Annotated in this window: 19 protein-coding genes and 1 tRNA gene; 12 read left to right on the forward strand and 8 right to left on the reverse strand. The window is 72.0% G+C overall.

The features are described 5' to 3' along the window. Positions 1–35: 35 nt before the first annotated feature. A complete protein-coding gene (locus tag ACSBPH_RS15125; protein ID WP_442575142.1) occupies positions 36–2,072 on the reverse strand; it encodes a TPM domain-containing protein in 2,037 nt (678 codons plus the stop codon). A gap of 155 nt (positions 2,073–2,227) precedes the next feature. On the opposite strand from ACSBPH_RS15125, the gene ACSBPH_RS15130 reads away from it, so the two are divergent. From ACSBPH_RS15130 to ACSBPH_RS15150, 5 genes are all read left to right on the forward strand, one after another. Next, positions 2,228–3,061, forward strand: coding sequence for a DUF3097 domain-containing protein (locus tag ACSBPH_RS15130; protein WP_442575143.1), 834 nt, complete (start codon positions 2,228–2,230; stop codon positions 3,059–3,061). A 96-nt stretch (positions 3,062–3,157) separates the two neighbouring features. Further along, positions 3,158–3,964: a tRNA (guanosine(46)-N7)-methyltransferase TrmB gene (trmB, locus tag ACSBPH_RS15135; RefSeq protein WP_442575144.1), complete on the forward strand. Its 807-nt coding sequence runs from the start codon at positions 3,158–3,160 to the stop codon at positions 3,962–3,964. Next, positions 3,964–4,899 carry a CPBP family intramembrane glutamic endopeptidase gene (locus ACSBPH_RS15140; RefSeq protein ID WP_442575145.1) on the forward strand — a complete coding sequence of 312 codons (936 nt, stop codon included), beginning with the start codon at positions 3,964–3,966 and terminating at the stop codon, positions 4,897–4,899. The genes trmB and ACSBPH_RS15140 overlap by 1 nt, the downstream gene beginning before the upstream one ends. Positions 4,900–5,049: 150 nt before the next feature. After that, entirely contained in the window at positions 5,050–5,955 is a 906-nt protein-coding gene (locus tag ACSBPH_RS15145; protein WP_442575146.1) for an NAD(P)-dependent oxidoreductase, read from the forward strand. Positions 5,956–6,258: 303 nt separating this feature from the next. Next, positions 6,259–7,803: a M20/M25/M40 family metallo-hydrolase gene (locus ACSBPH_RS15150; protein WP_442575147.1), complete on the forward strand. Its 1,545-nt coding sequence runs from the start codon at positions 6,259–6,261 to the stop codon at positions 7,801–7,803. Positions 7,804–7,879: 76 nt separating this feature from the next. Here the strand turns inward: ACSBPH_RS15150 and ACSBPH_RS15155 are convergent, their stop codons facing one another. After that, on the reverse strand, positions 7,880–8,812 hold the full coding sequence (locus ACSBPH_RS15155; protein WP_442575148.1) for a hypothetical protein: 933 nt from the start codon (positions 8,810–8,812) through the stop codon (positions 7,880–7,882). Between the two features lie 145 nt (positions 8,813–8,957). Here ACSBPH_RS15155 and ACSBPH_RS15160 point away from each other — a divergent pair, with 145 nt between their 5' ends. Beyond that, positions 8,958–9,284 (forward strand): hypothetical protein, encoded by a 327-nt coding sequence (locus tag ACSBPH_RS15160; protein WP_442575149.1) that lies wholly within the window; start codon positions 8,958–8,960, stop codon positions 9,282–9,284. Positions 9,285–9,338: 54 nt separating this feature from the next. Here ACSBPH_RS15160 and ACSBPH_RS15165 read toward each other — a convergent pair whose 3' ends face one another. From ACSBPH_RS15165 to ACSBPH_RS15180, 4 genes are read right to left on the reverse strand one after another with little or no spacing between them, the layout of a single operon-like run. Then, positions 9,339–10,760 carry an MFS transporter gene (locus ACSBPH_RS15165; protein ID WP_442575150.1) on the reverse strand — a complete coding sequence of 474 codons (1,422 nt, stop codon included), beginning with the start codon at positions 10,758–10,760 and terminating at the stop codon, positions 9,339–9,341. Then, positions 10,753–13,266, reverse strand: a complete 2,514-nt coding sequence (locus ACSBPH_RS15170; RefSeq protein ID WP_442575151.1) for an ABC transporter permease — start codon at positions 13,264–13,266, stop codon at positions 10,753–10,755. Before ACSBPH_RS15170 ends, ACSBPH_RS15165 begins: the two co-directional genes overlap by 8 nt. Next, on the reverse strand, positions 13,263–14,015 hold the full coding sequence (locus tag ACSBPH_RS15175) for an ABC transporter ATP-binding protein (protein WP_442575152.1): 753 nt from the start codon (positions 14,013–14,015) through the stop codon (positions 13,263–13,265). Before ACSBPH_RS15175 ends, ACSBPH_RS15170 begins: the two co-directional genes overlap by 4 nt. 18 nt (positions 14,016–14,033) lie before the next feature. After that, on the reverse strand, positions 14,034–14,504 hold the full coding sequence (locus ACSBPH_RS15180) for a GNAT family N-acetyltransferase (RefSeq protein ID WP_442575153.1): 471 nt from the start codon (positions 14,502–14,504) through the stop codon (positions 14,034–14,036). A 97-nt stretch (positions 14,505–14,601) separates the two neighbouring features. Here ACSBPH_RS15180 and ACSBPH_RS15185 point away from each other — a divergent pair, with 97 nt between their 5' ends. After that, positions 14,602–15,249 carry a TetR/AcrR family transcriptional regulator C-terminal domain-containing protein gene (locus ACSBPH_RS15185; RefSeq protein ID WP_442575154.1) on the forward strand — a complete coding sequence of 216 codons (648 nt, stop codon included), beginning with the start codon at positions 14,602–14,604 and terminating at the stop codon, positions 15,247–15,249. A gap of 151 nt (positions 15,250–15,400) precedes the next feature. Here the strand turns inward: ACSBPH_RS15185 and ACSBPH_RS15190 are convergent. Beyond that, a tRNA-Arg gene (locus ACSBPH_RS15190) sits at positions 15,401–15,473 on the reverse strand. Positions 15,474–15,532: 59 nt separating this feature from the next. Continuing rightward, positions 15,533–16,324 carry an SGNH/GDSL hydrolase family protein gene (locus ACSBPH_RS15195; RefSeq protein ID WP_442575155.1) on the reverse strand — a complete coding sequence of 264 codons (792 nt, stop codon included), beginning with the start codon at positions 16,322–16,324 and terminating at the stop codon, positions 15,533–15,535. Positions 16,325–16,495: 171 nt separating this feature from the next. On the opposite strand from ACSBPH_RS15195, the gene ACSBPH_RS15200 reads away from it, so the two are divergent. From ACSBPH_RS15200 to ACSBPH_RS15220, 5 genes are all read left to right on the forward strand, one after another. Then, positions 16,496–17,347: a transglutaminase-like domain-containing protein gene (locus tag ACSBPH_RS15200; protein ID WP_442575156.1), complete on the forward strand. Its 852-nt coding sequence runs from the start codon at positions 16,496–16,498 to the stop codon at positions 17,345–17,347. A gap of 47 nt (positions 17,348–17,394) precedes the next feature. Further along, positions 17,395–19,062 (forward strand): arginine--tRNA ligase, encoded by a 1,668-nt coding sequence (argS, locus tag ACSBPH_RS15205; protein WP_442575157.1) that lies wholly within the window; start codon positions 17,395–17,397, stop codon positions 19,060–19,062. Between the two features lie 4 nt (positions 19,063–19,066). Beyond that, the gene (locus ACSBPH_RS15210) at positions 19,067–19,891 is read left to right on the forward strand and encodes an LmeA family phospholipid-binding protein (RefSeq protein WP_442575158.1); all 825 of its coding nucleotides are present in this window, start codon (positions 19,067–19,069) and stop codon (positions 19,889–19,891) included. 163 nt (positions 19,892–20,054) lie between these two features. Continuing rightward, positions 20,055–21,500 carry a diaminopimelate decarboxylase gene (gene lysA, locus ACSBPH_RS15215; protein WP_442575159.1) on the forward strand — a complete coding sequence of 482 codons (1,446 nt, stop codon included), beginning with the start codon at positions 20,055–20,057 and terminating at the stop codon, positions 21,498–21,500. Continuing rightward, positions 21,497–22,816, forward strand: a complete 1,320-nt coding sequence (locus ACSBPH_RS15220) for a homoserine dehydrogenase (protein WP_442575160.1) — start codon at positions 21,497–21,499, stop codon at positions 22,814–22,816. Before lysA ends, ACSBPH_RS15220 begins: the two co-directional genes overlap by 4 nt. The last annotated feature ends 2 nt before the right edge of the window (positions 22,817–22,818 follow it).

Below are 22,818 nucleotides of genomic sequence, written 5' to 3' on the forward strand. Positions count from 1 at the left end.
CGGATGCCGGGGGCCGGCGTCCGTTCGAGGAGTCCTCAGAAGCGGCCCCCGCCGCGACGGGCGCGCGTGCCCCCGCCGCCGAAGCTTCCCGGGCGCATCCCGCCGCCGGACGACATGCCGCCGCCCCCGCCGAAGATGCTCCCGCCGCCGAAACCGCCGGAGCGGCCGCCGCCGAGCACGGAGTTCAGCACGATGCCGCCGAGGACGGCGCCCAGCATGCCGCCGCCGCCCTGCGAGGCGCCCATTCCGCCCGACCCGCCCATCGGGCCGAACATGCCGCCGCCCGGCCCGCCCTGTGCTCCGAACGACCCGACGTCGTTCTGCGCATACTGGATCGCCTGACCCGCGAGCTGATCGGCGCGCTGCGCGAGCTGCAGCGCGCGCTGGGGATCGGACGTCTGCAGCTGCTCGGCCTGCACGAGCGAGGCGCCCGCCTCGGCCAGCCGCGTCCGCGCCTCGGCGCCGACGGCTCCGCGGCGCGCGGTGATGTAGTCCTCCGCCGCCGACACCTGCGCGCGCGCCTGCATGATCGTCTGGCCGAGCATCTGCTGCGCGCGTTGCGCCTGCGCCGCGGCATCCCGCACTCCCGCGATGACGGCGTCGATCTGGGCGTTCGCGCCCTCGAGCGCCTGCAGCGCGGCCAGCGGCCGGCGCTGCGTCGCACCCAGCAGAGCGCGGGCGGCGTCGAGCTGCTGCCGCGTCGCCGTCACCGTGGCGGCGACATGGCCGTCGGGGTCGGGGAGGGCGGCTGCCGCCGCGATGTCCTGCTCCAGTTCGGCGACGAGGGCCTGCGCGCGCTGCTCGCCCTCGGCGAGGTCGCGTGCGAGCTTGTCTATCGCGTCCTCGAGGAGCGTCGCCTGGCCGACCGCGTCTTCGGCGGCGCGGATGCTGACGGCCGCCTCGCCGCCGTCGCCCGCGCCGATGGCGGCCTGCGCGGCCGCGAGCTGCGTGTCGGCGAACGCGATGCGGTCCTTCGCCTGCTCGGGGTTGTCGGCGACGGTCGCGAGGGCTTCGGGGGCGTAGGACTGGGCGAGTGCCGCGAGGTGCGCAGCCGCGGCATCCAGCGCCCCCGCCGCCGTCGCCCGCTGCTCCTGCACGCGCGCGAGGGCCTCGGGGGCGTTCTGCTCGAGCTTGCGCAGTTCGTCGAAGGCCTCGGCCTTCTCGTCGAGGCCGCGGTTGGCCTCCTCGAGGAGGCGCAGGATCTCGGTGTTCCACGCCCGCACCTGATCCTCGGTGTCGGGCGTCGAGTCGTCGAGCTGCTGCTGGATCGTGAAGGCGTGGGTGAGGTTGCCCTTGGCGGTCTCGAGCGCCTGCGCGAACTCGACGGTCGCGTCATCCCCGAACTGTGCCTTGGCGAAGCCGAGTTCCTGCTCGCTGGTCTTGACGGCGTCGTCGGTCTGGACGAGGGCGGCGGATGCCTGGCGTGCGAGCTCCTCGGTGGTGACGGGCGGCAGGGCGGGACCGCCGGGCGCTCCCGTCGCGCCCGGCACCTGCGCGCGGCGCCGGCGGCGCACGACGATCCAGATGATGACGCCGACGATCCCGGCGAGGAGGACGACGACGAGGATGCCGGGGAAGAGGCCACCGCCTCCGCCGCCGTTGACCGCCGAGGTGAGGCCGTCCGCGGCCGCGTCGACCGCTCCGCCCCAGTCGCCAGCCGCGAGCGTGGGCTGGATCTGCTGCTGCTCGATCGAACCGAGCTCGTTCTCCGAGACGGGACCCGACGAGTCGCCCGACAGGTAGAACGTCCGTCCGTCGGTCGCGACGGCGAGGAGGTACTGATTGGGGCCGAGACCGTTCGCGGTGGCCGTCTCGTTGGCCCAGCTCGCGGCATCCGACGGATTCGTGAAGGCGTCGACGTACACGACCCACAGGTCGACATCGGTCTCATCCGAGAGCTGCTGCAGCCGCTGCTGGGCGGCCTGCTCCTCAGACCCCGACAGCACGTCGGACTGGTCGACGACGTACGTCGAGCCGAGGGTCACGGGGTCGGTGGCCCAGGCGGCGCCACCCCCGCCGATGAGGAGCAGCGAGAGAGCTGCTGTGAGCGCGAGTGTGCGTCGCGCGGGCATCGCGTCCCCCTCCTCGGGAGCCGTGGACCCGCCCCCGAGGCGAGTCTATTCACGCGGCGGCATGCATCGGTAGGGGAGCCCAGCCCCTTGACAGGAGCGGGTCGCTGCGTGGCCTTCGGCGGAGGCGCAGGTACGCTGACCGCTTCGGAGGGCAGATGGACGATCGATACGGCACCGATGTGCTCGCGACCGGCTGGCGCAAACAGTTCCAGAAGGAGCTGCCTCGCGTGCCGGCGGAACCCGACCTCGTCGTCGAGGTCGCGGACGGCGGTTTCTGCGGTGCCGTCACGGCCGTCCGCTCGGGCACCGTCCAGCTCGAGGACCGCCACGGCCGCCGCCGGCTGTTCCCGCTCGGTGCGGGGTTCCTGGTCGACGGTGAGGATGTCGTGCTCGTTCCGCCCGCGCCGAGGGCGGCCACCGGCCCGGCGCGCACGGCTTCGGGGTCGTTCGCGGCACCCGATGCGCGGGCGCGCGTCGCGCGCGCGAGCCGCATCTTCGTCGAGGGGCGTCATGACGCCGAGCTCGTGGAGAAGGTCTGGGGCGACGACCTGCGGGTCGAGGGGGTCGTCGTCGAGTACCTGCAGGGCGTCGATCTGCTCGAGGCCGCGCTCGACGAGGAGCCGCCGAGCGCCGAGCGCCGCTACGGCGTGCTGGTCGACCACCTCGTGCCGGGGTCGAAGGAGTCGCGCATCGCGGACGGCATCCTGCGAGGACGGCACGGCGCCCACCTCAAGATCGTCGGCCACCCCTACATCGACGTGTGGCAGTGCGTCACCCCGCGCGCCCTCGGCATCGCGGCGTGGCCCGAGATCCCCCGGGGCATCGAGTTCAAGGTCGGCGTGTGCCGGGCCCTCGGCTGGCCCTCGCGCGACCAGGCCGACATCGCCCGCGCCTGGCAGCGGATCCTCGCGGCCGTGAAGACCTACCGAGACCTCGAGCCGTCGTTCCTCGGCCGGGTCGAGGAGCTCATCGACTACGTCACGGCCTGAGCCGCGGCATCCGTCGTCGCCGTCGCGCTGCTGCCGGGCCGTGCGCGCCGGGGCGTGCGCGCCGGGGCGTCGCGGCGGCTTCGTTAGCCTGGAGGGGTGCCCGACCCCACCCGCGACGCCCCCGACAGCTCCGCCGAGCCCCGCACGTTCCGCGATCGGCCGGTGTCGTTCGTGCGGCGCAGCGGCCGCATGTCGGAAGCGCAGGAACGCGCCTGGTCGGAACTCGCCGCCCACTACGTGCTGACGGTGGAGCGGGATGCCGCGGCCACGAGCGTGCGGCCGGGTGCGACCGTCGACCCCGTCGCCGTGTGGGGGCGCGAAGCGCCGCTCGTCGTCGAGATCGGATCGGGGCAGGGCCACGCGATCGTGCATGCCGCGGCATCCGCCCCCGACCGCGACTTCCTCGCGATCGAGGTGTTCAAGGCGGGACTGGCGCGGACGATGCTCGACGCCGACAAGGCCGGCGCGCAGAATCTCCGTCTCGTCGAGGCGAACGCGCCCGAGGTTCTGCAGCACCTTCTCCCCGAGGCGGCAGCCGCCGAGCTCTGGGTCTTCTTCCCCGATCCGTGGCACAAGAAGAAGCACACCAAGCGGCGGCTCGTGACGCCGGCGTTCGCCCGCATCGCGGCCGGTGCCGTCCGCGACGGCGGATTCGTGCGCCTCGCGACCGACTGGGAGGAGTACGCCGAGCAGATGCGCGACGTGCTCGACGCCTCGCTGGACTTCGAGCGCGCGTTCGACGGCGACTGGGCCGAGCGCTTCGAGGGCCGGGTGCTCACGGCCTTCGAACGCAAGGGCGCGCGCGCGGGCCGGTCGATCCGCGATCTGACCTACCGCCGTCGCCCCCGCGTCGCGCACGGCGGCGCCGCGCACGACAAGCCCGCCGCCGCGGCAGGGGCCTGATGCCGTCCCACTCGGCCGCGCCGCTCCCCGTCAGGCCCGCGTGGTCCTTTGGGCTCGCCCCGGCGCTGCTCGCGTGCCTGGCCGCACCCGCCTTCTTCGTCCTGCGCATCCCGTGGGTCGGCTGGGCGCTCCTGGCGGCGGCGCTTCTGACAGCGCTCCTCCTCGAACGCCGGGCGGCGCCGGCGACGGATGCCGCGTCCCGCACCGATCGCGACGTCGAGGTGCGCGCCGGATCGGCGCTCGCGACGGCACGGCTCGTCGGCGTGCGCCGCGCGCCGAGCCTCGTGCGCGACCTCTCGCTCATCGCCGTGGGCCTGCTCATCGTCAGCGCGATCCCGCTGAAGGCCGAGCTCGACAACGTCGCGATGGTGCGGTTCGGGCTCGCGCTGGGTGCGGCCGTCGCCGTGCCGTATGCACTGTCGCGCTGGGCGTACCGCGACGGGGCGATCGGATTCCCGTGGCGCGGGGGAGGGCGCTGGACGACGTTCCAGTGGACGTGGCTCGTCCTCGTCCTCGTGCTCGCGTGGCTGATCCTGCCGTTCTACTTCATCACGTCCGGCGTCTACATGAACTGGCCCGTCGTCGACACCCCCGACCTCATCGCGCGGCTCTTCGTCGGAGTCGGGACCGTCGGCATCTGGGACGAGCTCTTCTTCATCTGCACCGTCTTCGCACTGCTGCGCCGGCACTTCCCGGACTGGCAGGCGAACGGGCTGCAGGCCATCGTCTTCGTCTCGTTCCTCTGGGAGCTCGGCTACCAGGCGTGGGGTCCGCTCCTGACGATCCCGTTCGCGCTGCTGCAGGGCTTCATCTTCGTGGCGACCCGCTCGCTCGCGTACGTCGTGACGGTGCACCTCCTCTTCGACGCCATCGTCTTCCTCGTGCTCGTGCACGCCCACAACCCGGGCGTGCTGGACTGGCTCTTCCTCCTCTGACGGCGGCCGGGCCGTCCTGACCGTGCACCGGGTGCGTGAGCCGCCGACGGTGGTGCGGGATGCCGCGGCCTTCGCGGTGGCCCGGTCCGAGGCATCCGTCGCCCGCGCGGGAGGTGGTTCACTCGGGAGCAGCCGAGCGAGGAGGACGCCATGGGCTCGACCAGGGTGGGTTTCGTGGGACTCGGCGTCATGGGGCAGCCCATGGCGCTCAACCTCGCGCGGGCCGGGGTGCCGCTCGTCGTCTGGAACCGCACCCCCGCCCGCGCCGAGCCGCTGCGCGCCGCGGGTGCGCACGTCGCCGGCACCGTGGAGGAGGTCTTCGCGTCGTGCGAGGTCGTCATCTCGATGCTCTTCGACGAGCGCTCGACCGACGCGGTGCTCGGTCGCGGCTCGCCGCGCTTCGCCGGCCTCGTCCGCGGCCGTCTGCTCGTGCAGATGGGGACGATGTCGGCCGACTACTCCGTCGCCCTCGCGCACGACGTCGAGGCGGCGGGCGGGCGGTTCGTCGAGGCCCCCGTCTCGGGGTCGCGCGGGCCGGCCGAGCAGGGCGCCCTCGTGGGGATGCTCGCGGGGGAGCCCGACGACGTCGCGCTCGTCGCCGAGATCATCCGGCCGCTGTGCGCCGAGATCGTCCCGTGCGGCAGGCCCCCGGCCGGCCTCGCGATGAAGTTCTCGGTCAACGTGTTCCTCATCACGATGGTCACGGGCCTCGCGGAGTCCTACGCCTTCGCGGAGCGCCACGGCCTGGACACGGTCGCGCTGACGCGCATCCTGGATGCCGGTCCCATGGCGTCGTTCGTCTCGCGGAGCAAGCTCGACAAGCTCCAGAGAGGCGACCTGTCGCCGCACGCCTCGATCTCGGACGTGCTCAAGAACTGCCGCCTCGTCACGGCGGCGGCACGCTCGGCCGGGGCCGCCGCGCCCCTCATGGAAGCCAGCGAGCGGCTCTATCTGGAGGCCGTCGAGCGGGGTGAAGGAGGCGGCGACATGATCGGAGTCGTGGCCTCGCTGCGGCACCGGAACGGCGCCGATCCTTCACCTTCAGCTTTATCGTGAAGCGACTTCGGAAAGCCCTCTTGACGCTGTCGGCAAGCGGCGTATCCTCACTCGTGTAGACAGAAACCAGAGACGAGAAACTCGAAAGAGGATCAGACACAGAAACCGAAATCTGCACTGACGATCGCCCCGAGGCTTCGGCCCCGAGGCGATCTTCATTTGTGCGGGGACGCATGCCGCGGCCCGCCGCCTGGCCCGCGCGATCCCCGGGGGATCCTCCGCGTCCCCTTTCCTCTCCTTCGGCGTGTCGATAGCGTCGAGACGCCGTACGACATCGGAGTCGTCCGGCTGAGAGGAAATGTCATGCCGTCTACAAGACGTCGGGCACTCGCCGCCCTCGCCGCGGGAGCCCTGGCAGTATCCGTCGCTTACGCCGCACCTGCGTACGCGGCACCGAACAACAATTCGGTGAAGAAGATCACGAAGGCCGTCACCCTCGAGGGGGTGATGACTCATCTCGAGGCACTGCAGGACATCGCCGACGCGAACGGCGGCGACCGAGCCGTCGGGCGACCTGGATTCCGGGCATCCGTCGACTACGTCGTGGGGCAGCTCACGGCCGCCGGCTACACGCCACAGGTGCAGCCCTTCGAATTCGAGTACACGGAGGACAACTCCGAGCTCATCCGCGTCTCGCCCAACCCCCGGACGTTCGTCGAGGGGACGGACTTCCTGCGCAACTCGTTCGACACCGGCACGCCCCAGGGCACAGCCACGGGCACTCTGGTTCCCGTCGGTGTCGTCGTCCCCGCGGCAGGCCTTCCGGCCAACAGCAATACGAGCGGCTGCGAGGCGGGGGACTTCGCCGGCTTCCCGGCGGGTGCCATCGCGCTCGTGCAGCGCGGCTCGTGCGGATTCGCCGTCAAGGTGCTCAACGCCCAGGCGGCAGGCGCCGGCGCCGTCATCGTGATGAACGAGGGTCAGCCGGGCCGCACGGGACTCGTCGGCATGATCGGCGATGCGACGGGCCTCGCGATCCCCGCCGTCTTCGCGACGTCGGCGGCCGGTGAGGATCTCGCCTCCACCCCCGGAGCGACCGTCACCGTCACGGTCGACTTCCTCTCCGAGACGCGGACGGCGTGGAACGTCATCGCCGAGACGAAGGGCGGCAATCCGGGCAACGTCGTGATGGCCGGGGCGCACCTCGACAGCGTGCAGGATGGCCCGGGAATCAACGACAACGGCTCGGGCAGTGCGGCGCTCCTCGAGACCGCGATCCAGATGCAGAAGGTCAAGCCCAACAACACCGTGCGCTTCGCCTGGTGGGGCGCCGAGGAGGAGGGTCTGCTCGGTTCCAACCACTACGTGGAGGTGCTGCCGGAAGCGGATGCCGCGAAGATCGCGCTGTATCTCAACTTCGACATGGTCGCCTCGCCGAACTACACCTTCGGCGTGTACGACGGCGACAACTCCGGTGGCACGGCACCCGCGGGCTTCATCCCGCCGGGGTCGGCGCAGATCGAGGACGTGTTCGAGGCGTACTACGCGAGCGTCGGCGAGCCCTTCACGGATACCGACTTCTCGGGTCGCTCCGACTACGGCGCGTTCATCGCCGCCGGTATTCCGGCGGGGGGCCTGTTCACCGGCGCCGAGGTACCCAAGACGGCCGAGGAGGCGGCCATCTGGGGCGGTACCGCCGGCGTCGCACTCGACCCGTGCTACCACCAGGCGTGCGACGACATCGGCAACCTCAGCGCGCACGCGCTCGACGTCAACGCCGACGCGATCGCCGCCGCGGTCGTCACCTTCGCGTTCGACACGTCGACCGTGAACGGCGTCCGCTCGCCGGGCAAGTCCCACGGCGCGGGCAAGAGCATGGACGCTCTGACGGACCGGAGCGCCGCCTAGGCATCCGTCCGGAATCTGCGGCGAAGCGGCCGTCCCACCGGGGCGGCCGCTTCGTCGTGTCGCGCGTGGAAGGCGGTCAGCCGCCGACGACGGAGGCGCTCGTGGCGCTCCGCCGCGCGAGGAGCGAGCGCACCACGAGCCCGATCGCCGCGACGAGGACGGTGACGACCAGAGGAGGGATGACGATCTCCGGGAGCGTGAGCGCCGCGACGAAGACCGCCAGGCCGTACTCGCGCATCTCGTCGAGATCGTTGGCGAGCACTCGGCTCCCCGCGGCGTTGCCGATGCCTGTCTGGATCGCCGGCACGATCCACACCAGCAGAAGACCGAAGAGCGCCGCTGCGACGCGTCCGAGGGTGTCGATGCCGCCCCACGCGATCGCGAGGCCCACGAGCACCGGCGGGATCCACCGCAGCATGCCCAGGAAGGCGTAGATCTCGTTCGAGCCGACCGTTCCGAAGGGCACGATGAGTCCGCTGAGCCACGGCCCCAGCGCGAGGGCCGCCATGCTGAGCCCCGCGACGGCGCCGCCGCGGGGCGCTTTCGCGATGAGGAGGAAGGTCAGGATGCCGAACCCGGCGGCCAGCGCCGCGACGAGTGTGAGGGCCGCGACGTAGAAGGCGGATTCGCTGCGCTGCTGCACGCCTGCCGCCACGACGCTCGCCGTCTGCACGATCGCGGTGAACTGGACCGCGACGACGCCCACGAGCACGAGCGCGGGACGAGGCATCCGTCCTCGCAGCACGCGGGCGGCGAGACCGCCGGCCGCGGCGCCGACGACGAGCAGCCCGACGATGAGCGTGATGGCGTACTGGCTGAAGGGCAGCAGGGCGATCGGCATGTCGCCGGGGAGTGTGGAGCTCGCCCAGAGGTTCTGCAGCGGAAGCCGCATGCCCGTGATGATCCAGGGGAGGAGGCCCACCAGGGCCGCGCCGGCCCCGATGAGAAGGGCGGCCCACCACGGCAGGGGCGGGGCCGAGGCATCCGTCGTCGTGTAATCGGTCGTCACTGATCGCACTCCTTCTGCTTCCCCCCGGGACCCGCTCCACGCTACGGGAGACGCGGACGAGGCCGACGCGGCGCTCCGACTAGCGGCATTCTCACGCCGTGGCAACCCCGCGACGGGAAGGGGGTCGAGCGACTAACAAGGAACAGTGAAGGTTCTGGCATACGCGGGTGGAGAGTACTTGACCGGCGACGACATCGCGGGGGCGCTGCTTGATTACAGCGAGGCGCTCGCCGGGGTCGGATCCGCCGCGAGCATCGACATCCCGATTCTGACGGCGCGCGGCCGCCGGGAAGCGGCGACCTTCCTCGTCGGGCCTTCGAGTCAGATCGTGGCGACCGCGGCCGACGTCGACGCCGAGGAGCTCGTCGACCAGGACGTGGTGGATCGTCTTCGCGCGCTGACGCGGGCGCTGCATCCGGTCGCACGTCCCGTCGAGCCCGGCGACCTCGACGACTTCGACAACGGCATCTGATCGGGGTCGACCCCGGTCGGTCAGCGGCTTCCCCACCGGGGATCACGAGGGGCTTCACCCCGCCGGCACGGATGCGGGCTTGGCGCGTGCAAGGCCGAGCGCGGGCCACGTGACGACGGCCACGAGCGCCGCGAGTGCCGCAGCGCCGGCCGCCGCGAGGTGAGCCGCCGACAGGCCGGCGTGCGCGGCCGCGAGGGGGCCGGCCCCGGCCGAGAGAGCCGCGGCGCGGTTGACGGCGTCGATCGCTCCGAACACGGCGATGCCGAGCGCGCCGCCGATCTGCGCCGTCGATGAGGCGAGGCCCGAGCTCACGCCGGCGTTGCGGGCCGCCATGCCGCCTGCGATGACGAGCGTCGTGGGCGTGAAGCTGAACGCCACGCCCGTTGCGGCGACGACGAGCACGGGCAGCACCCGCCACAGGTAGGGCGCGCCGGTGTCGATGGTCGCGAAGAGGAGGTGCGCGACGATGAGCATGATCAGGCCGAGGACCGCGACCTTCTCGGCGCCGAGGCGCGCGAGGGCGCGGGGGAGCAGGAGCGTGCTGACGGCGAAGCCGGCGAGCGAGGTCGGGAGCATCGCGAGGCCGGCGAGGGCGGGGTCGAAATCGAGCACCTGCTGGATGAGGAGCGCGACCAGGACGAAGCACGCGATGCGCGCGGCGCCGCCGAGCAGGTTGACCACGATGCCTCCCGAGACCCGCGCGTCGCGGAAGGCGCCGAGCGGGATGACCGGGTCGGGGCTGCGGCGCTCGACGAGGACGAACCCGATGCCCGCGGCGAGGGCGATCGCGACGGCGACGACGACCTGGACCGACGCGAACCCCGCGTGCGGGATGCTCAGCACGGCGTAGACGACGGCGGCGGCCGCGGCGGTGACCAGGGCCGCCCCCGCGGCGTCGAAGTGCCGCCGTTCGCCCGTGGAGCCGCGGGGGAGAATCAGCCACCCGGCGCCGCCCACGAGGATCGCGGCGCCGGCCGTGACGAACATGACGCTCTGCCAGCCGAGTGCGCCGGTGAGCAGTCCGCCGATCGTGACGCCGAGTGCGCCGCCGGCCGTCGACGCCGCCCCCCACCAGCTCATCGTGCGGGTACGGGAAACGCCCGTGAAGGTCGCGAGGATGACCGACATCGCCGCGGGACTGAGCATCGCGGCCCCGGCGCCCTGCACGAGGCGCGCGGTCACGAGCACCGCGTCGGTGGTGGCGAAGCCGCCGATCACCGAGCCGGCGACGAGCACGACGGCGCCCGCGAGGAACATCCTGCGGCGGCCCAGGATGTCGGCGGCCCGGCCCGAGACGAGCAGCAGGCCGCCGAAGGTCAGGAAGTAGGCGTTGAGCACCCACGCCGTCCCGACGGCGGTGAGTCCGAGGTCCTCGGCGATGGACGGCAGCGCGATGTTGAGGATGCTGGAATCGAGCATCACCACCAGCTGCGCGGCCACGAGGGTCAGCACCAGCGGAAGGCTGCGGTCACGCATGGGCAATCGCCTCCAGGACGGGAAGATTCGCGGCTCGGATGCCGGGTACCACCCCGGCCAGCAGGCCCGCGACAGCGACGATACCTGCGAGCACCGCCAACTGCGGCACGGGGAACACGATGCCGAGCGGTGCGATCGTGGACAGCGCCCCGACGGCGGCGACGCTCGCGGTGATGCCGAGGAGCAGGCCGGTCGCGACGGCGACGACCGAGACGATGGCTGCCTCGGCCTCCACCATCAGCGCGACCGAGCCGCGCGACATGCCGACCGAGCGGAGCACGCCGATCTCGCGGGTGCGCTCGGCGATCGACAGCGCGAGGGTGTTGGCGATGCCGAGCACGGCGATGACCATGGCGAAGGCGAGGAGCACCGTGACCAGGCCGAAGATCTGGTCGACGGTCTGAGTGCGTCCCGCCACGACCGCCGCCTGGTCGCGCACCTGCACGGTGGGGTGATCCGCGAGGGCGGTCTGCAGCGCCGAGGCGAGCTCGGTCGCCGAGACGCCTGCCGCGGCGCGGACGAAGATGCTCGCGTCCATGTCTTCGGTGAAGAGGTCGGCGTAGGTGTCGAGCGAGAGGAAGAAGTCCGTCTGCAGCGCCTGGGCGGGGCCGTCGGCCATGATGCCGACGATGGGGAGCGCAGTGGCGCCGAGGCGGGCGAAGGTCATCGGCAGCGTGTCGCCGACGGCGAGCTCGCGCTCCGTCGCGACGCGCTCGGCGATGACGACTCCGCCGGATCTCAGGTCGGTGATGGCGCCCTCGACCATACGGATGCGCGCGACCTCGGTGATGAGGTCGGGGTCGAGAGCCGTGAGCGCGCTGGTCGTCTCGCCGTCCCTCCAGTGGCCGTACTTGAGGCGGGTGGCGACGCCCACCTCTGCGACACCCCGCACCTCGTCGTAGACGGCCGCGTGCACGCCGCCGAGCATCTCCTGTCCCGCGCTTTCGATGACGACGTCCGCCGAGACGACCTCGCGGTACTGCTCGGCGGTGGCCGTCTTGACGGATGCCGCGACCACCGAGACGAAGCTCATGAGCGCGAGCCCGAAGGCCAGCGCCATGACGGTCGCCGATGTGCGCCGCGGTGCCCGCAGGGCGGCCTCACGGGCGAGCCGGCCGGGGACCGTGCCCGTGCCGGCCCGGCCGACGAGCGCGGTGAGGGGGCGCAGCGCCGACGGCGCGATCATGACGATGCCGACGAGAGCCGCGACCAGCCCGACGCCGAGAAGGAGCATCGGCCCCCCGGACGCCGGGAGCGCGGCGACGACACCGCCGCCCACGACGAGGAGGGAGCCCGTGATCAGGCGGCCGCGCCCGATGCTCCGGGTCTCGGCGGCACTCGCGCGCAGGGCCGCGAGAGGCGAGACGGCCGCAGCCCGGCGGGCAGGGCCGATTGCCGAGGCGACGGTCACCACGACCCCCACGACGACCGCGATGAGGACGGTTCGCGGTGCGATGACGAGGTCGCCCGAGGGGATGCTGACGCCGAAGACGCGGGCCAGAGCGCGCAGCCCGTAGGTGCTGACGATTCCGAGCAGCACGCCGGCCGCCGAGGCGAGGATGCCGATGAGCAGCGCTTCGATGAGGACCGACGCGAGTACCTGCCGCCCGGTCGCGCCGGTAGCGCGGACGAGGGCGAACTCGCGGGTGCGCTGGAAGATGACGATGGCGAACGTGTTGGCGATGAGGAAGGCGCCGATGATGAGCGCCGCGACGCTCATCGCGATGAGGACGACCTGGAGCATCTCGAGGTTCGCGGCGGCCTGCTCGGCGCCGGCGGCCGCGAGGTCCTGCGCGGTGGCGACCTGGACGCTCTCGCCGAGCCGGTCGGCGAGGAGGGGCTGCAGCTCGCCCGCCGACATGTCCGACGCCACCAGGATCTCGGAGAGGCCCTCGCCGAGGCCGAGTGTGTGCTGCGCGGTCGCGAGGGTCGTGAGCGCGATCGAGCCCACCGGCGGACCGTCGCCGTCGCCGAACCCGACGAGACCGACGACGCGCACCTCGGTGCGGGCGTCGCCGACGAGCGAGACGGTGTCGCCGATCTCCACGCCGAGCGTGGCGGCGGTGTTCTTGTCGATGACGACCTCGTCCCCGCGCGCGGGCGAGACGCCGTCGCGGAGCGGGTAGGCCCCGATGGGCTGGTCCACCCAGGTGCTCACCTGCACACTGCCGAGGTCGGCGGCTCCACGCTCCAGCCGAGCTGCGCCTTTCGCGACGGGGACCGCCTCGGCGACGGCATCCACGTCACGGACCTCGTCGAGCGTGCCCGCCGGCAGCGGATCCCGCTCCACCTCGACGCCCATGCCGGAGTCGAACGCGGTCGCGGTGCGGACGGTGACGTCGGCGCCGGCCGTCGCCGTGGCGAACTGCTCGTCGAACAGCTCTTGAGCGGTGTCGTTCAGCACGAGGCTGCCCGAGACGAAGGCGACGCCGAGCATGATGGCGACGACCGTCAGCGCGAGGCGGAGGCGATGCGCGAGGAGCTGGGCGACGGCGCACCGGATCATGCCGCCACCTCCTCACGGGCGGCGTCGAAGCGTGCCATCGACGCGAGGACCGTGGCCGCGGTCGGGTTGTCGTGTCCGTCGACGACGCGGCCGTCCGAGAGGAACTCGACGCGGTCGGCGTGGCCGGCGGCGGACGCGTCGTGGGTCACCATGACGATCGTCTGCCCGAACTCGTTCGCCGCGCGGCGGAGGAATGCCAGGAGGGCTCTGCTCGAGTGGGAGTCCAGCGCGCCGGTCGGCTCATCGGCGAAGGCGACCTCGGGTCGCGTGACGAGGGCGCGGGCGACCGCGACGCGCTGCTGCTGGCCGCCCGAGAGCTCGGCGGGCCGGTGCGTGAGCCGGTCGACGATGCCGAGCGTCGCGGTGAGTTCGCGAACCCAGTCCTTGTCGACCTTCTGGCCTGCCAGGCGCAGGGGGAGGGCGATGTTCTCCTCGGCGGTGAGGGCGGGGACGAGGTTGTACTGCTGGAAGATGAAGCCGACGCGGGTGCGGCGCAGAAGCGTGCGCTCCCTCTCGGTCATGCCGACGAGCTCCACACCGCCGAGCAGGATGCTGCCGGAGTCGACGGTGTCCAGGCCCGCCATCGCGTGCATCATCGTGGACTTGCCGGAGCCGGAGGGGCCCATGATGGCGGTGAAGCGGCCGCGACGGATGCCGAGGCTCGCGTGGTCGAGGGCGCGGACCGCGGTCGGCCCGGTGCCGTAGGTCTTGACGAGGTCGGTCGCTTCGATGGCGAACGGGGTGTCCATGGGCGTGTCTTTCGTGGGTCAGCGGGTGGTGGCGAGGTGACGGCGGTACTGCGCCGGCGCCCAGGAGGCGGTCATCTTGGTGTTGAGGGTTGCGCCGAGACGGGCGTAGAAGCGCTGCCCGGCGTGGTTGTCGAGGCGGACGCCCCACTGCACGAGCAGGTCGTCCTCGGCGGCGAGTCGGGCGACCGCGGTCATGAGGCGACTGCCGACGCCCTTGTCGCGATGGTCCGGGCGGACGTAGAGGTCGTCGAGCGCGAGAAGGTCGCCGCCGGTCCACAGGTGGATGCGGCGGACGGTGCTCGTGAACCCAATCGCCCCGGACTCGTCCTCGGCGATCAGCACGCGCACATCGGGGCGGGCCAGCAGTTCGCTCCAGGCAGCCGCATCGACGTGGACGTGCGCGAGGTCGCCTTCGTGGGCGGCGAGCTCCCGCACCATCGCATCGAGCACCGCGGCGTCGGCCGGGGTCGCCTCTCGAATGACGGTCATGTCTCCTCCTTACGGTGTCTATCTGAAACCGTACGCTGTACGGGTACGACGTACATCATGGAACGTACGGTGTACGCTGTCAAGCAGGAGGTCGGAAATGGCAGAAAAGCTCACGCAGCGGCGCATCGCCGAGGCGGCCCTCGCCGCGATCGACGCCGAGGGGATCGACGGGCTCAGCATGCGCAAGCTCGCGCAGAGCCTCGGCTCGTCGCCGATGGCGCTCTACACGTACTTCCCCGACAAGGACGCCCTGCTCGACGGGGTCGCGCAGCTTCTGCTCGCCGAGGTCGCCACCCCGCCCGAAGACGTCCACTGGCGCGACGCGATGCGCTTCATCATGCGCGCGGTGCGCCACGTCGCCCTCGCGCACCCCAACGTCGCGCGCCTCATCCACCGCTTCCCGCCGCACACGCCCGATGCCCTCGCGTTCGTCGAAGCAGGGTTCCGCAGCTTCCGCCGGGCCGGGTTCGACGAGCTCAGCACGGCGCGCTGCTACCGCGCGCTCGCCGCCTACTCGCTCGGCACCCTCGACATCGAGCTCGGCGGCTACTTCTCACCGGACGCCCGCCCCGCGACGCCGCACGACGCCCTGCAGGCTCCGAGCGCCGAGAAGCTCCTGCCGCTCGTGACCGAGATCGGTCCGACCCTCAGTGCGCAGGACGACGCGGCGGAGTTCGAGTACGGTCTCGAACTCCTGCTCGACGGCTTCGCCGACGCCATGGCGCGGGCCGGACGCACCGCCTGAGCCCGCTCCGCTTCTGCCCGGGCAGCGCCGGGCGTCTCGGTCGACCCGTGGCGGCGGGAATGAGAAACGCCGCCTGAGATCAGGCGGCGTTCTTCGTTCCACGCGGCGTGGCGGACGAGGTGGGACTCGTCATCCGTCCGACCGGTGTGTGTGCCCCCGACAGGAATCGAACCTGCGACCTTTGGTACCGGAAACCAACGCTCTATCCCCTGAGCTACGGAGGCGTACCGATCGAGAGTATCACCGGGCGAAGGGCCTCCCGTGACGGGAGGGAACGGATGCCTCAGCCCCCGTCGGCCGTGACGCTGCTGCCCTCGGCGAGCCGGTGGAGGTCTTCGGCGAGGCGCTGCGCGAGGTAGGCGTGCCCCTCGGTCGACGGATGGTCGCGGCCGAAGTCGGACGAGTCGATGACCGACGCGTAGTTCGACGGGGTGATCCAGTCCTCGCCGAGGGGGGAGATGTACCACCAGCCGCGCGTGGCCGCCATGGCGGCGAGGTCGGCGTCGATCGCCGCCGTCGGCTTCTCCACGGGGAGCACCTGCGGCGCCGGGCCCAGGATGACGATGCGGGCGTCGGGGTAGAGCGCCGCGAGCGCGTCCCACGCCGAGGCCACCGCCTGGCGGTACCCGGTGGGGAACAGGCGGCGGTCGTTGATCGACCCCTCCACGATGACGAGGTCGGGGTCCAGGGTCGGGTCGAGGTGCGCGATCCGTTCGCCGAAGGTGCCGCCATCGAGCCCAGGCTTGAGGTAGCCGCTGCCGCGGACGCCGTCGACGATCGTGTTCCAGCCGAGCGTGCGGCCGATCACATACGCGTAGCCGAGGGTCGGGTCGGTGGCGGCCGAACCGTAGGTCCACGAGTCGCCGAACACCAGCACGGTCGGGTTCTCGGGCAGGGTGAGCGGTGCGGGAGCCGCCGCGACGGCCTCGGCCCGGGCGACCGGGGCCGTGACCGGTTCGACCGGGTTCGACCAGGCCCTCCAGGCCCCCACCGCGCACACCAGTGCGACGGCGACGAGAAGGCCCACCAGGAGCCGCACCGGACGCCGCGTGCGGGGGCGTCCGTGCGGGTTCACGCGGCGAGTGTACGTCAAGATGCGCGGAAGTCCGCATCAACGCGGAACCCGCGGAAAGACGCCGGTCGGAGGCATCCGCTCGGCACCCGCTGCCCGCGCTCGCCGCGGTCGCCCGGCAGGGGCGGTGGAGGGCCGGGAGGAGCACCCTCCGGAGCGTGCGAGGATACTTCGGTGCAACGCCTCGTGACCGCTGAACTCGACCTCGAACTGGGGTCGTCCGTCGACCTGATCCTGCAGATCACCGCAGCCCAGCAGGTGCCCGTCGTGAGCGAGGAATTGACGTTCACGCAGGGCGATCGCGTCTACACGCCGACCGAGATCGTCGACCAGTCCGGGAGCCGGCTGCACCGCCTCACGGGCGAGGCCGGACGCCTCGAGATCCGCTACCGGGCGACCGTCGAGGGGCAGATGGCGGTGAGCCGCACGAGCGACCTCGAGGCCATCACCTACCTGCGTCCGAGCCGGTACTGCCAGTCCGACGAGGTGTTCTCCCAGGCGCGGCGGCAGTTCAAGGGTCTGCACGGCTACGACCTCATCGCCGCGGTCAGCGACTTCGTCGCCTCGAGCACGACCTATACCCCCGGCCTCAGCCAGGGCACCGACAGCGCCGTGACGACCCTCATGACCGGTCAGGGGGTGTGCCGTGACTACGCCCACGTCGTCATCGCGCTCCTTCGCGCGATGGACATGCCCGCCCGCTACGCCGCGTGCTTCGCGCCCGGTCTTCGCCCCATGGACTTCCACGCCGTGGCCGAGGCCTACTACGACGGCGCCTGGTACGTCATCGACGCGACGCGGCTCGCGAACCGCCGTGCTCTCGTGCGGATCGCCACCGGACGCGATGCCGCGGACTGCGCGTTCCTCAGCTACCACGGCGGCTACGTGGGTCTCACCCGCATGCGGGTCGACGCGATGGTGGTGCCCGATGACGCGTCCCTCGACGGCCTCGCCGCCCCCGCGCAGATCGAGGACGCAGCCGACCCGGCCGCCGACGACCCCGCCGCGCTCGTCCAGCTGGGCTGACCTCGCGGACGGGGGTCACAGCTGCTGAAACGTAGACTGGTGCGGCTATGACTCCTGACGCCCTCTCCGCCGCTCTCGCCGCCGTCATCGTCCCCCTCGCGGAGGCGCGTCGACCCGGCTCGAGCCAGGGCATCACTGCGGCAGACCTTCCTCTGGAGCGCCCGAAGAACCGCGAGCACGGCGACTGGGCCTCCAATGCGGCCCTCAAGCTCGCCAAGATCGTGGGCGCGAACCCGCGCGAGTTCGCGGCCGAGATCGCCGAGAGGCTCGCCGAGACCCCGGGAGTGGCGAACGTCGAGGTCGCGGGGCCGGGCTTCATCAACATCCGGCTGGATGCCGCGGCCACCGGCGCCCTCGCGAAGACCATCGTCGAGGCCGGAGCCGCCTTCGGCACGAACGACAGCCAGCGCGGCAACACGATCAACGTCGAGTTCGTCAGCGCCAACCCCACGGGCCCCCTGCACATCGGCCACACCCGCTGGGCGGCGCTGGGCGACTCGATCGCGCGCCTCCTGCTCGCAAGCGGCGCCACCGTCGCGCGGGAGTTCTACATCAACGACGCCGGGGCGCAGATGGAGCGGTTCGGCCGGTCCGTCCTCGCGGCCGTCAAGGGCGAGCCCGGACCCGAGGACGGCTACGCCGGCGCCTACATCGAGGAGCTCGCGCGGCGCGTCCGCGCGAAGCGCCCGGATCTCGTCGACCTCGCGCCCGAGGAGCAGGTCGTCCTCGCCCGCGATCTCGCCTACGAGTTGCAGCTCGCCGAGCTGCAGTCCTCGCTCGAGCAGTTCAACGTGCACTTCGACGTCTGGTTCTCGGAGCGCGTGCTGCACGCGAAGGGCTCGGACGGCGAGCCGAGCCTCGTGGACGAGGCCGTCGACCGCCTCCGCGAGCAGGGCCACGTCTTCGACGAAGAAGGCGCCGTCTGGGTGCGCACGACCGATTTCGGCGACGACAAGGACCGCGTCATCCGTCGTTCGAACGGGGAGTACACCTACTTCGCCGCCGATGCCGCGTACTACCTCAACAAGGGCGACCGCGGCTTCGCGCACAAGATCTACCTCCTCGGCGCCGACCACCACGGCTACGTGCACCGTCTCAAGGCGCTCGCCGGTGCGGCCGGCGACGACCCCGAGAAAGACATCGAGGTGCTCATCGGGCAGCTCGTGTCGATCAACGGCGCCCGCCTGTCCAAGCGCGCGGGCAACATCATCGAGATGGACGACCTGCGCGAGTGGCTCGGCACCGACGCGCTGCGATACTCGCTCGCGCGGTACCCCGCCGACTCGCCCCTGACGCTCGACCCCGAGCTGCTGCGCAAGCGCACGAACGACAACCCCGTCTTCTACGTGCAGTACGCCCACGCTCGCACGCACAATGTCGCGCGCAACGCGGAGGCCTCCGGCGTGCACCGCACGGAGTTCGCCCCCGAACTCCTCGACCACGAGACGGAGTCGGCGCTCCTCGGCGCGCTGCAGGAGTTCCCCCGGATCGTCGCGTTCGCGGCGGAGCTGCGCGAGCCCCACCGCGTCGCGCGCTACCTCGAGGAACTCGCCGGTCTCTACCACCGGTGGTACGACAACTGCCGCGTGATCCCGCAGGGCGACGAGCCCGTCGAGACCGTCCACCGCACACGGCGGTGGCTCAACGACGCGACGGGTCAGGTGCTGCGCAACGGCCTGGACCTGCTCGGCGTCCAGGCCCCGGAACGGATGTAGGCACATGACCGTCGGCGACACGCAGCCCACCCGCCCGCTACCGGAGTGGACGACGACGTCGCCGCAGCCGCGCCGCCGCCATCGGGCATGGCCGTGGATCCTCGCCGCGGTCATCGTGGCGGGCCTCGCCGTCGCCGCCTGGTTCATCGGCGAGAGCATCGCCCGCGGCATCGTCGAGAAGACGATCCGCGACCAGATCGTCACGAACCTCGCCCTGCCCGCCGATCAGCAGATCGACGTGCAGATCGAGGGCGCCGTCATCCCGCAGCTCATCGCGGGGACCTTCGACGACATCACCGTCTCGTCGCAGGACGTGCCTTTCGACCAGCTCACCGGCGACGTCACGGTGCACGCGACGGGCATCGCCTTCCGCGGGGAGGCGACCGCCGAGTCGGCAACGGGAACGGTGCGCCTCACCGAGGCGCAGCTGAAGGCCCTCCTCGAGAGCGTCCAGGACTTCCCGGTCGACTCGCTCAAGCTCGCCGCGCCCGATGTCACCGCCTCGACCGAGCTGACCTTCCTCGGCATCACCGTGCCCGTCGGGGTGTCGCTGACCCCGTCCGCCGCCGACGGCGACATCGTGCTGACTCCGACGCGGCTGCAGGTCGCGGGGGCGGATGTCTCGGCCGACGACCTGAAGTCGCGCTTCGGCGGCCTCGCCGACGCCGTCATCAAGGACTACACGGTGTGCATCGCGCAGTACATCCCGGCGGGCATGACCCTCACCGACGTCAGCGTGGAGGGCGACGAGGTCGTGGCCGACTTCGACGTCGACGGGCGCATCGCGAGCGACCCCGCGCTGCAGGCCCCCGGCACCTGCCAGACCTGATCCGCGCGGCGCCAGGGCGCCCGGTGACACACGCCGGGTGCGGCATACGCCGTGCCCTAGACTGCAAGGACTGCCCGGCGCGTGAGTCCACCGGCCGCGGCATCCGTCATCCGGCCCGGCTCGGATGACGTCGCGCCGAAGCCCCCACCGATTGGTCCCCGCTGTGTCCGCCGCCCCGCAGAGCCGAGCCACACCCTGGCCCGCGGTCCCGGATGACGCGAACGCCCTCGCGGCGAACGTGTGGCCCGATGCCGCCGACCGTGACGAGCACGGCGTGCTGCGCCTCGGCGGGATCCCCGCGACCACGCTGCGGGAGCGCTTCGGCACGCCGCTGTACGTCCTCGACGAAGACGAGGTGCGCGCCCGCGCGCGGCGCACGCTCGCGGCCTTCCGCACGGCGGCGGCCGCTCACGACGTGCAGGCGCGGGTCTACTACGCCGGCAAGGCCTTCCTCTCGACCGAGGTCGTGCACTGGGTCACCGACGAGGGCCTCGCCGTCGACGTGTGCACGGGGGGCGAGCTCGCCGTGGCCCTCGCCGCCGGAGCCGACCCCTCGCGACTCGGCTTTCACGGCAACAACAAGAGCGTCGCCGAGCTCGAGCGCGCCGTCGCGGTCGGCATCGGCTCCATCGTCATCGACAGCTGGATCGAGCTCGAGCGGCTGGCCGCCATCGTCGAGCGCCGCGATGCGCAGCAGGCCGTACTCGTCCGCGTCAACAGCGGCGTGCACGCCGAGACGCACGACTTCCTCGCGACCGCTCACGAAGACCAGAAGTTCGGTTTCACGCTTCAGGATGCCGCGGCCGCCGTCGCCCGCATCCGCGAGCTCGACGGCCTGACCTTCGTGGGCCTGCACTGCCACATCGGCTCGCAGATCTTCGGCACGGCCGGCTTCCGCGAGTCGGCGGCGCGCGTCGTGGAGCTGCACGCCGCACTCCTCGAGGGCGGCGACGTCCCCGTCCTCAACCTCGGGGGCGGCTTCGGCATCGCCTACCGGCCCGAAGACGATCCCACGCCCATCGAGGAGCTCGCGACGGGCATCGTCGAGGCGGTGGCGCGGGAATGCGCCGTGCGCGGCATCCCGATCCCGAATCTCGCCTTCGAACCGGGCCGCGCCATCGTCGGCAAGGCCGGGGTGACGCTGTACGAGGTGGGAACGACCAAGCCCGTCGAGGTCGACGAGAGCTTCACGCGTCTCTACGTGAGCGTCGACGGCGGCATGAGCGACAACGCCCGGCCCGCCCTCTACGGCGCGCAGTACACCGCGCGGGTCGCGTCGCGCACGAGCGATGCCGAGCCGGCGCTCGCACGCGTCGTCGGCAAGCACTGCGAGTCCGGCGACATCGTCGTGGATGCCGAGTACCTCCCGGGCGACGTCGCGCCCGGCGACCTGCTGGCCGTCCCGGCGACCGGTGCGTACTGCTTCTCGCTCGCGAGCAACTACAACTACGTCCCCCGCCCGCCCGTCGTGGCGCTGCGCGGGGGAGAGGCGCGCGTCATCGTGCGCGGCGAGACGGTCGACGACCTGCTCGCGCGCGACGCGGGTCTCACCGCCCCCACCGAAGGGAACGACATGCCTGTACTGAGCGAGGGGATCGAGACGAAGTGACCGACTACCGCCGCCTGCGCGTCGCGCTGCTCGGGGCCGGAGCCGTCGGCTCCCAGGTCGCCGCCCTGCTGCTGCGCCACGGCCAGGAGCTCGCCGATCGCGCGGGCGCGACCCTCGAGCTCGTCGGCATCGCCGTGCGCGACCTCGACGCGCCGCGAGACGTCGACCTGCCCCGCGAGCTGTTCACGACCGACGCCGAGCCCCTCATCGTGGGCTCCGACATCGTCATCGAGCTCATCGGCGGGATCGAGCCGGCGCGCACCTACCTCCTCCAGGCGATCAACTCGGGCGCCGACGTCGTGACAGCCAACAAGGCGCTCCTCGCCACCCACGGCCCCGAGATCTTCGACGCCGCCGACCAGGTCGGCGCGCAGGTCTACTACGAGGCCGCCGCCGCGGGCGCGATCCCGATCATCCGGCCGCTGCGCGACTCGCTCGCGGGCGACCGCGTGCAGCGGATCATGGGCATCGTCAACGGCACGACGAACTACATCCTCGACCGCATGGACACCGAGGGCGCCGACTTCGCCGACGTGCTCGCCGACGCGCAGCGCCTGGGCTACGCCGAGGCCGACCCGACCTCCGACGTCGAGGGCTATGACGCGGCGCAGAAGGCCGCGATCCTCGCGAGCCTCGCCTTCCACACGACCGTGCCGCTCGAGCGCGTGCACCGCGAGGGCATCACGAGCATCGACAAGGCGATGATGGACGCCGCGCGCCACGCGGGCTACGTCATCAAGCTCCTCGCCGTCTGCGAGCGCCTGACGGACGGGACGGATGCCTCGGAGTCGATCTCCGTCCGCGTGTACCCCGCGCTCATCCGGCGCGACCACCCGCTCGCGAGCGTTCACGGCGCGAACAACGCCGTGTTCGTGCAGGCCGAGGCCGCCGGCAACCTCATGTTCTACGGCGCCGGCGCCGGCGGTGTCCAGACCGCCTCGGCCGTCCTCGGCGACGTCGTCTCGGCGGCACGCCGGCACATCGCCGGCGGCGTCGGGGTGGGGGAGTCCACCCGCGCGAACCTTCCGATCGTCGAGATCGGCCGCGTCACGACGAGCTACCAGATCACCCTCGAGGTCGACGACGAGCCCGGCGTGCTCGCGACGATCGCGGGCATCCTCAGCGAGGGGCGCGTCTCCATCGCGACCCTCGAGCAGACCGTGATCCACGAGGCGAACGGCGAGCCCGGCGTCGCACGACTGGTCATCGGAACCCACAAAGCCCTGGAGCAGGACCTCAGCGAGACCGTCGACCGGCTCGCGGCGAGCGGCGTCGTGGAGCGCGTCGTCTCGGTCCTGCGTGTAGAAGGAGACTGAAC

The sequence above is a fragment of the Microbacterium sp. F51-2R genome, assembly GCF_052180235.1.
GTDB lineage: Bacteria > Actinomycetota > Actinomycetes > Actinomycetales > Microbacteriaceae > Microbacterium.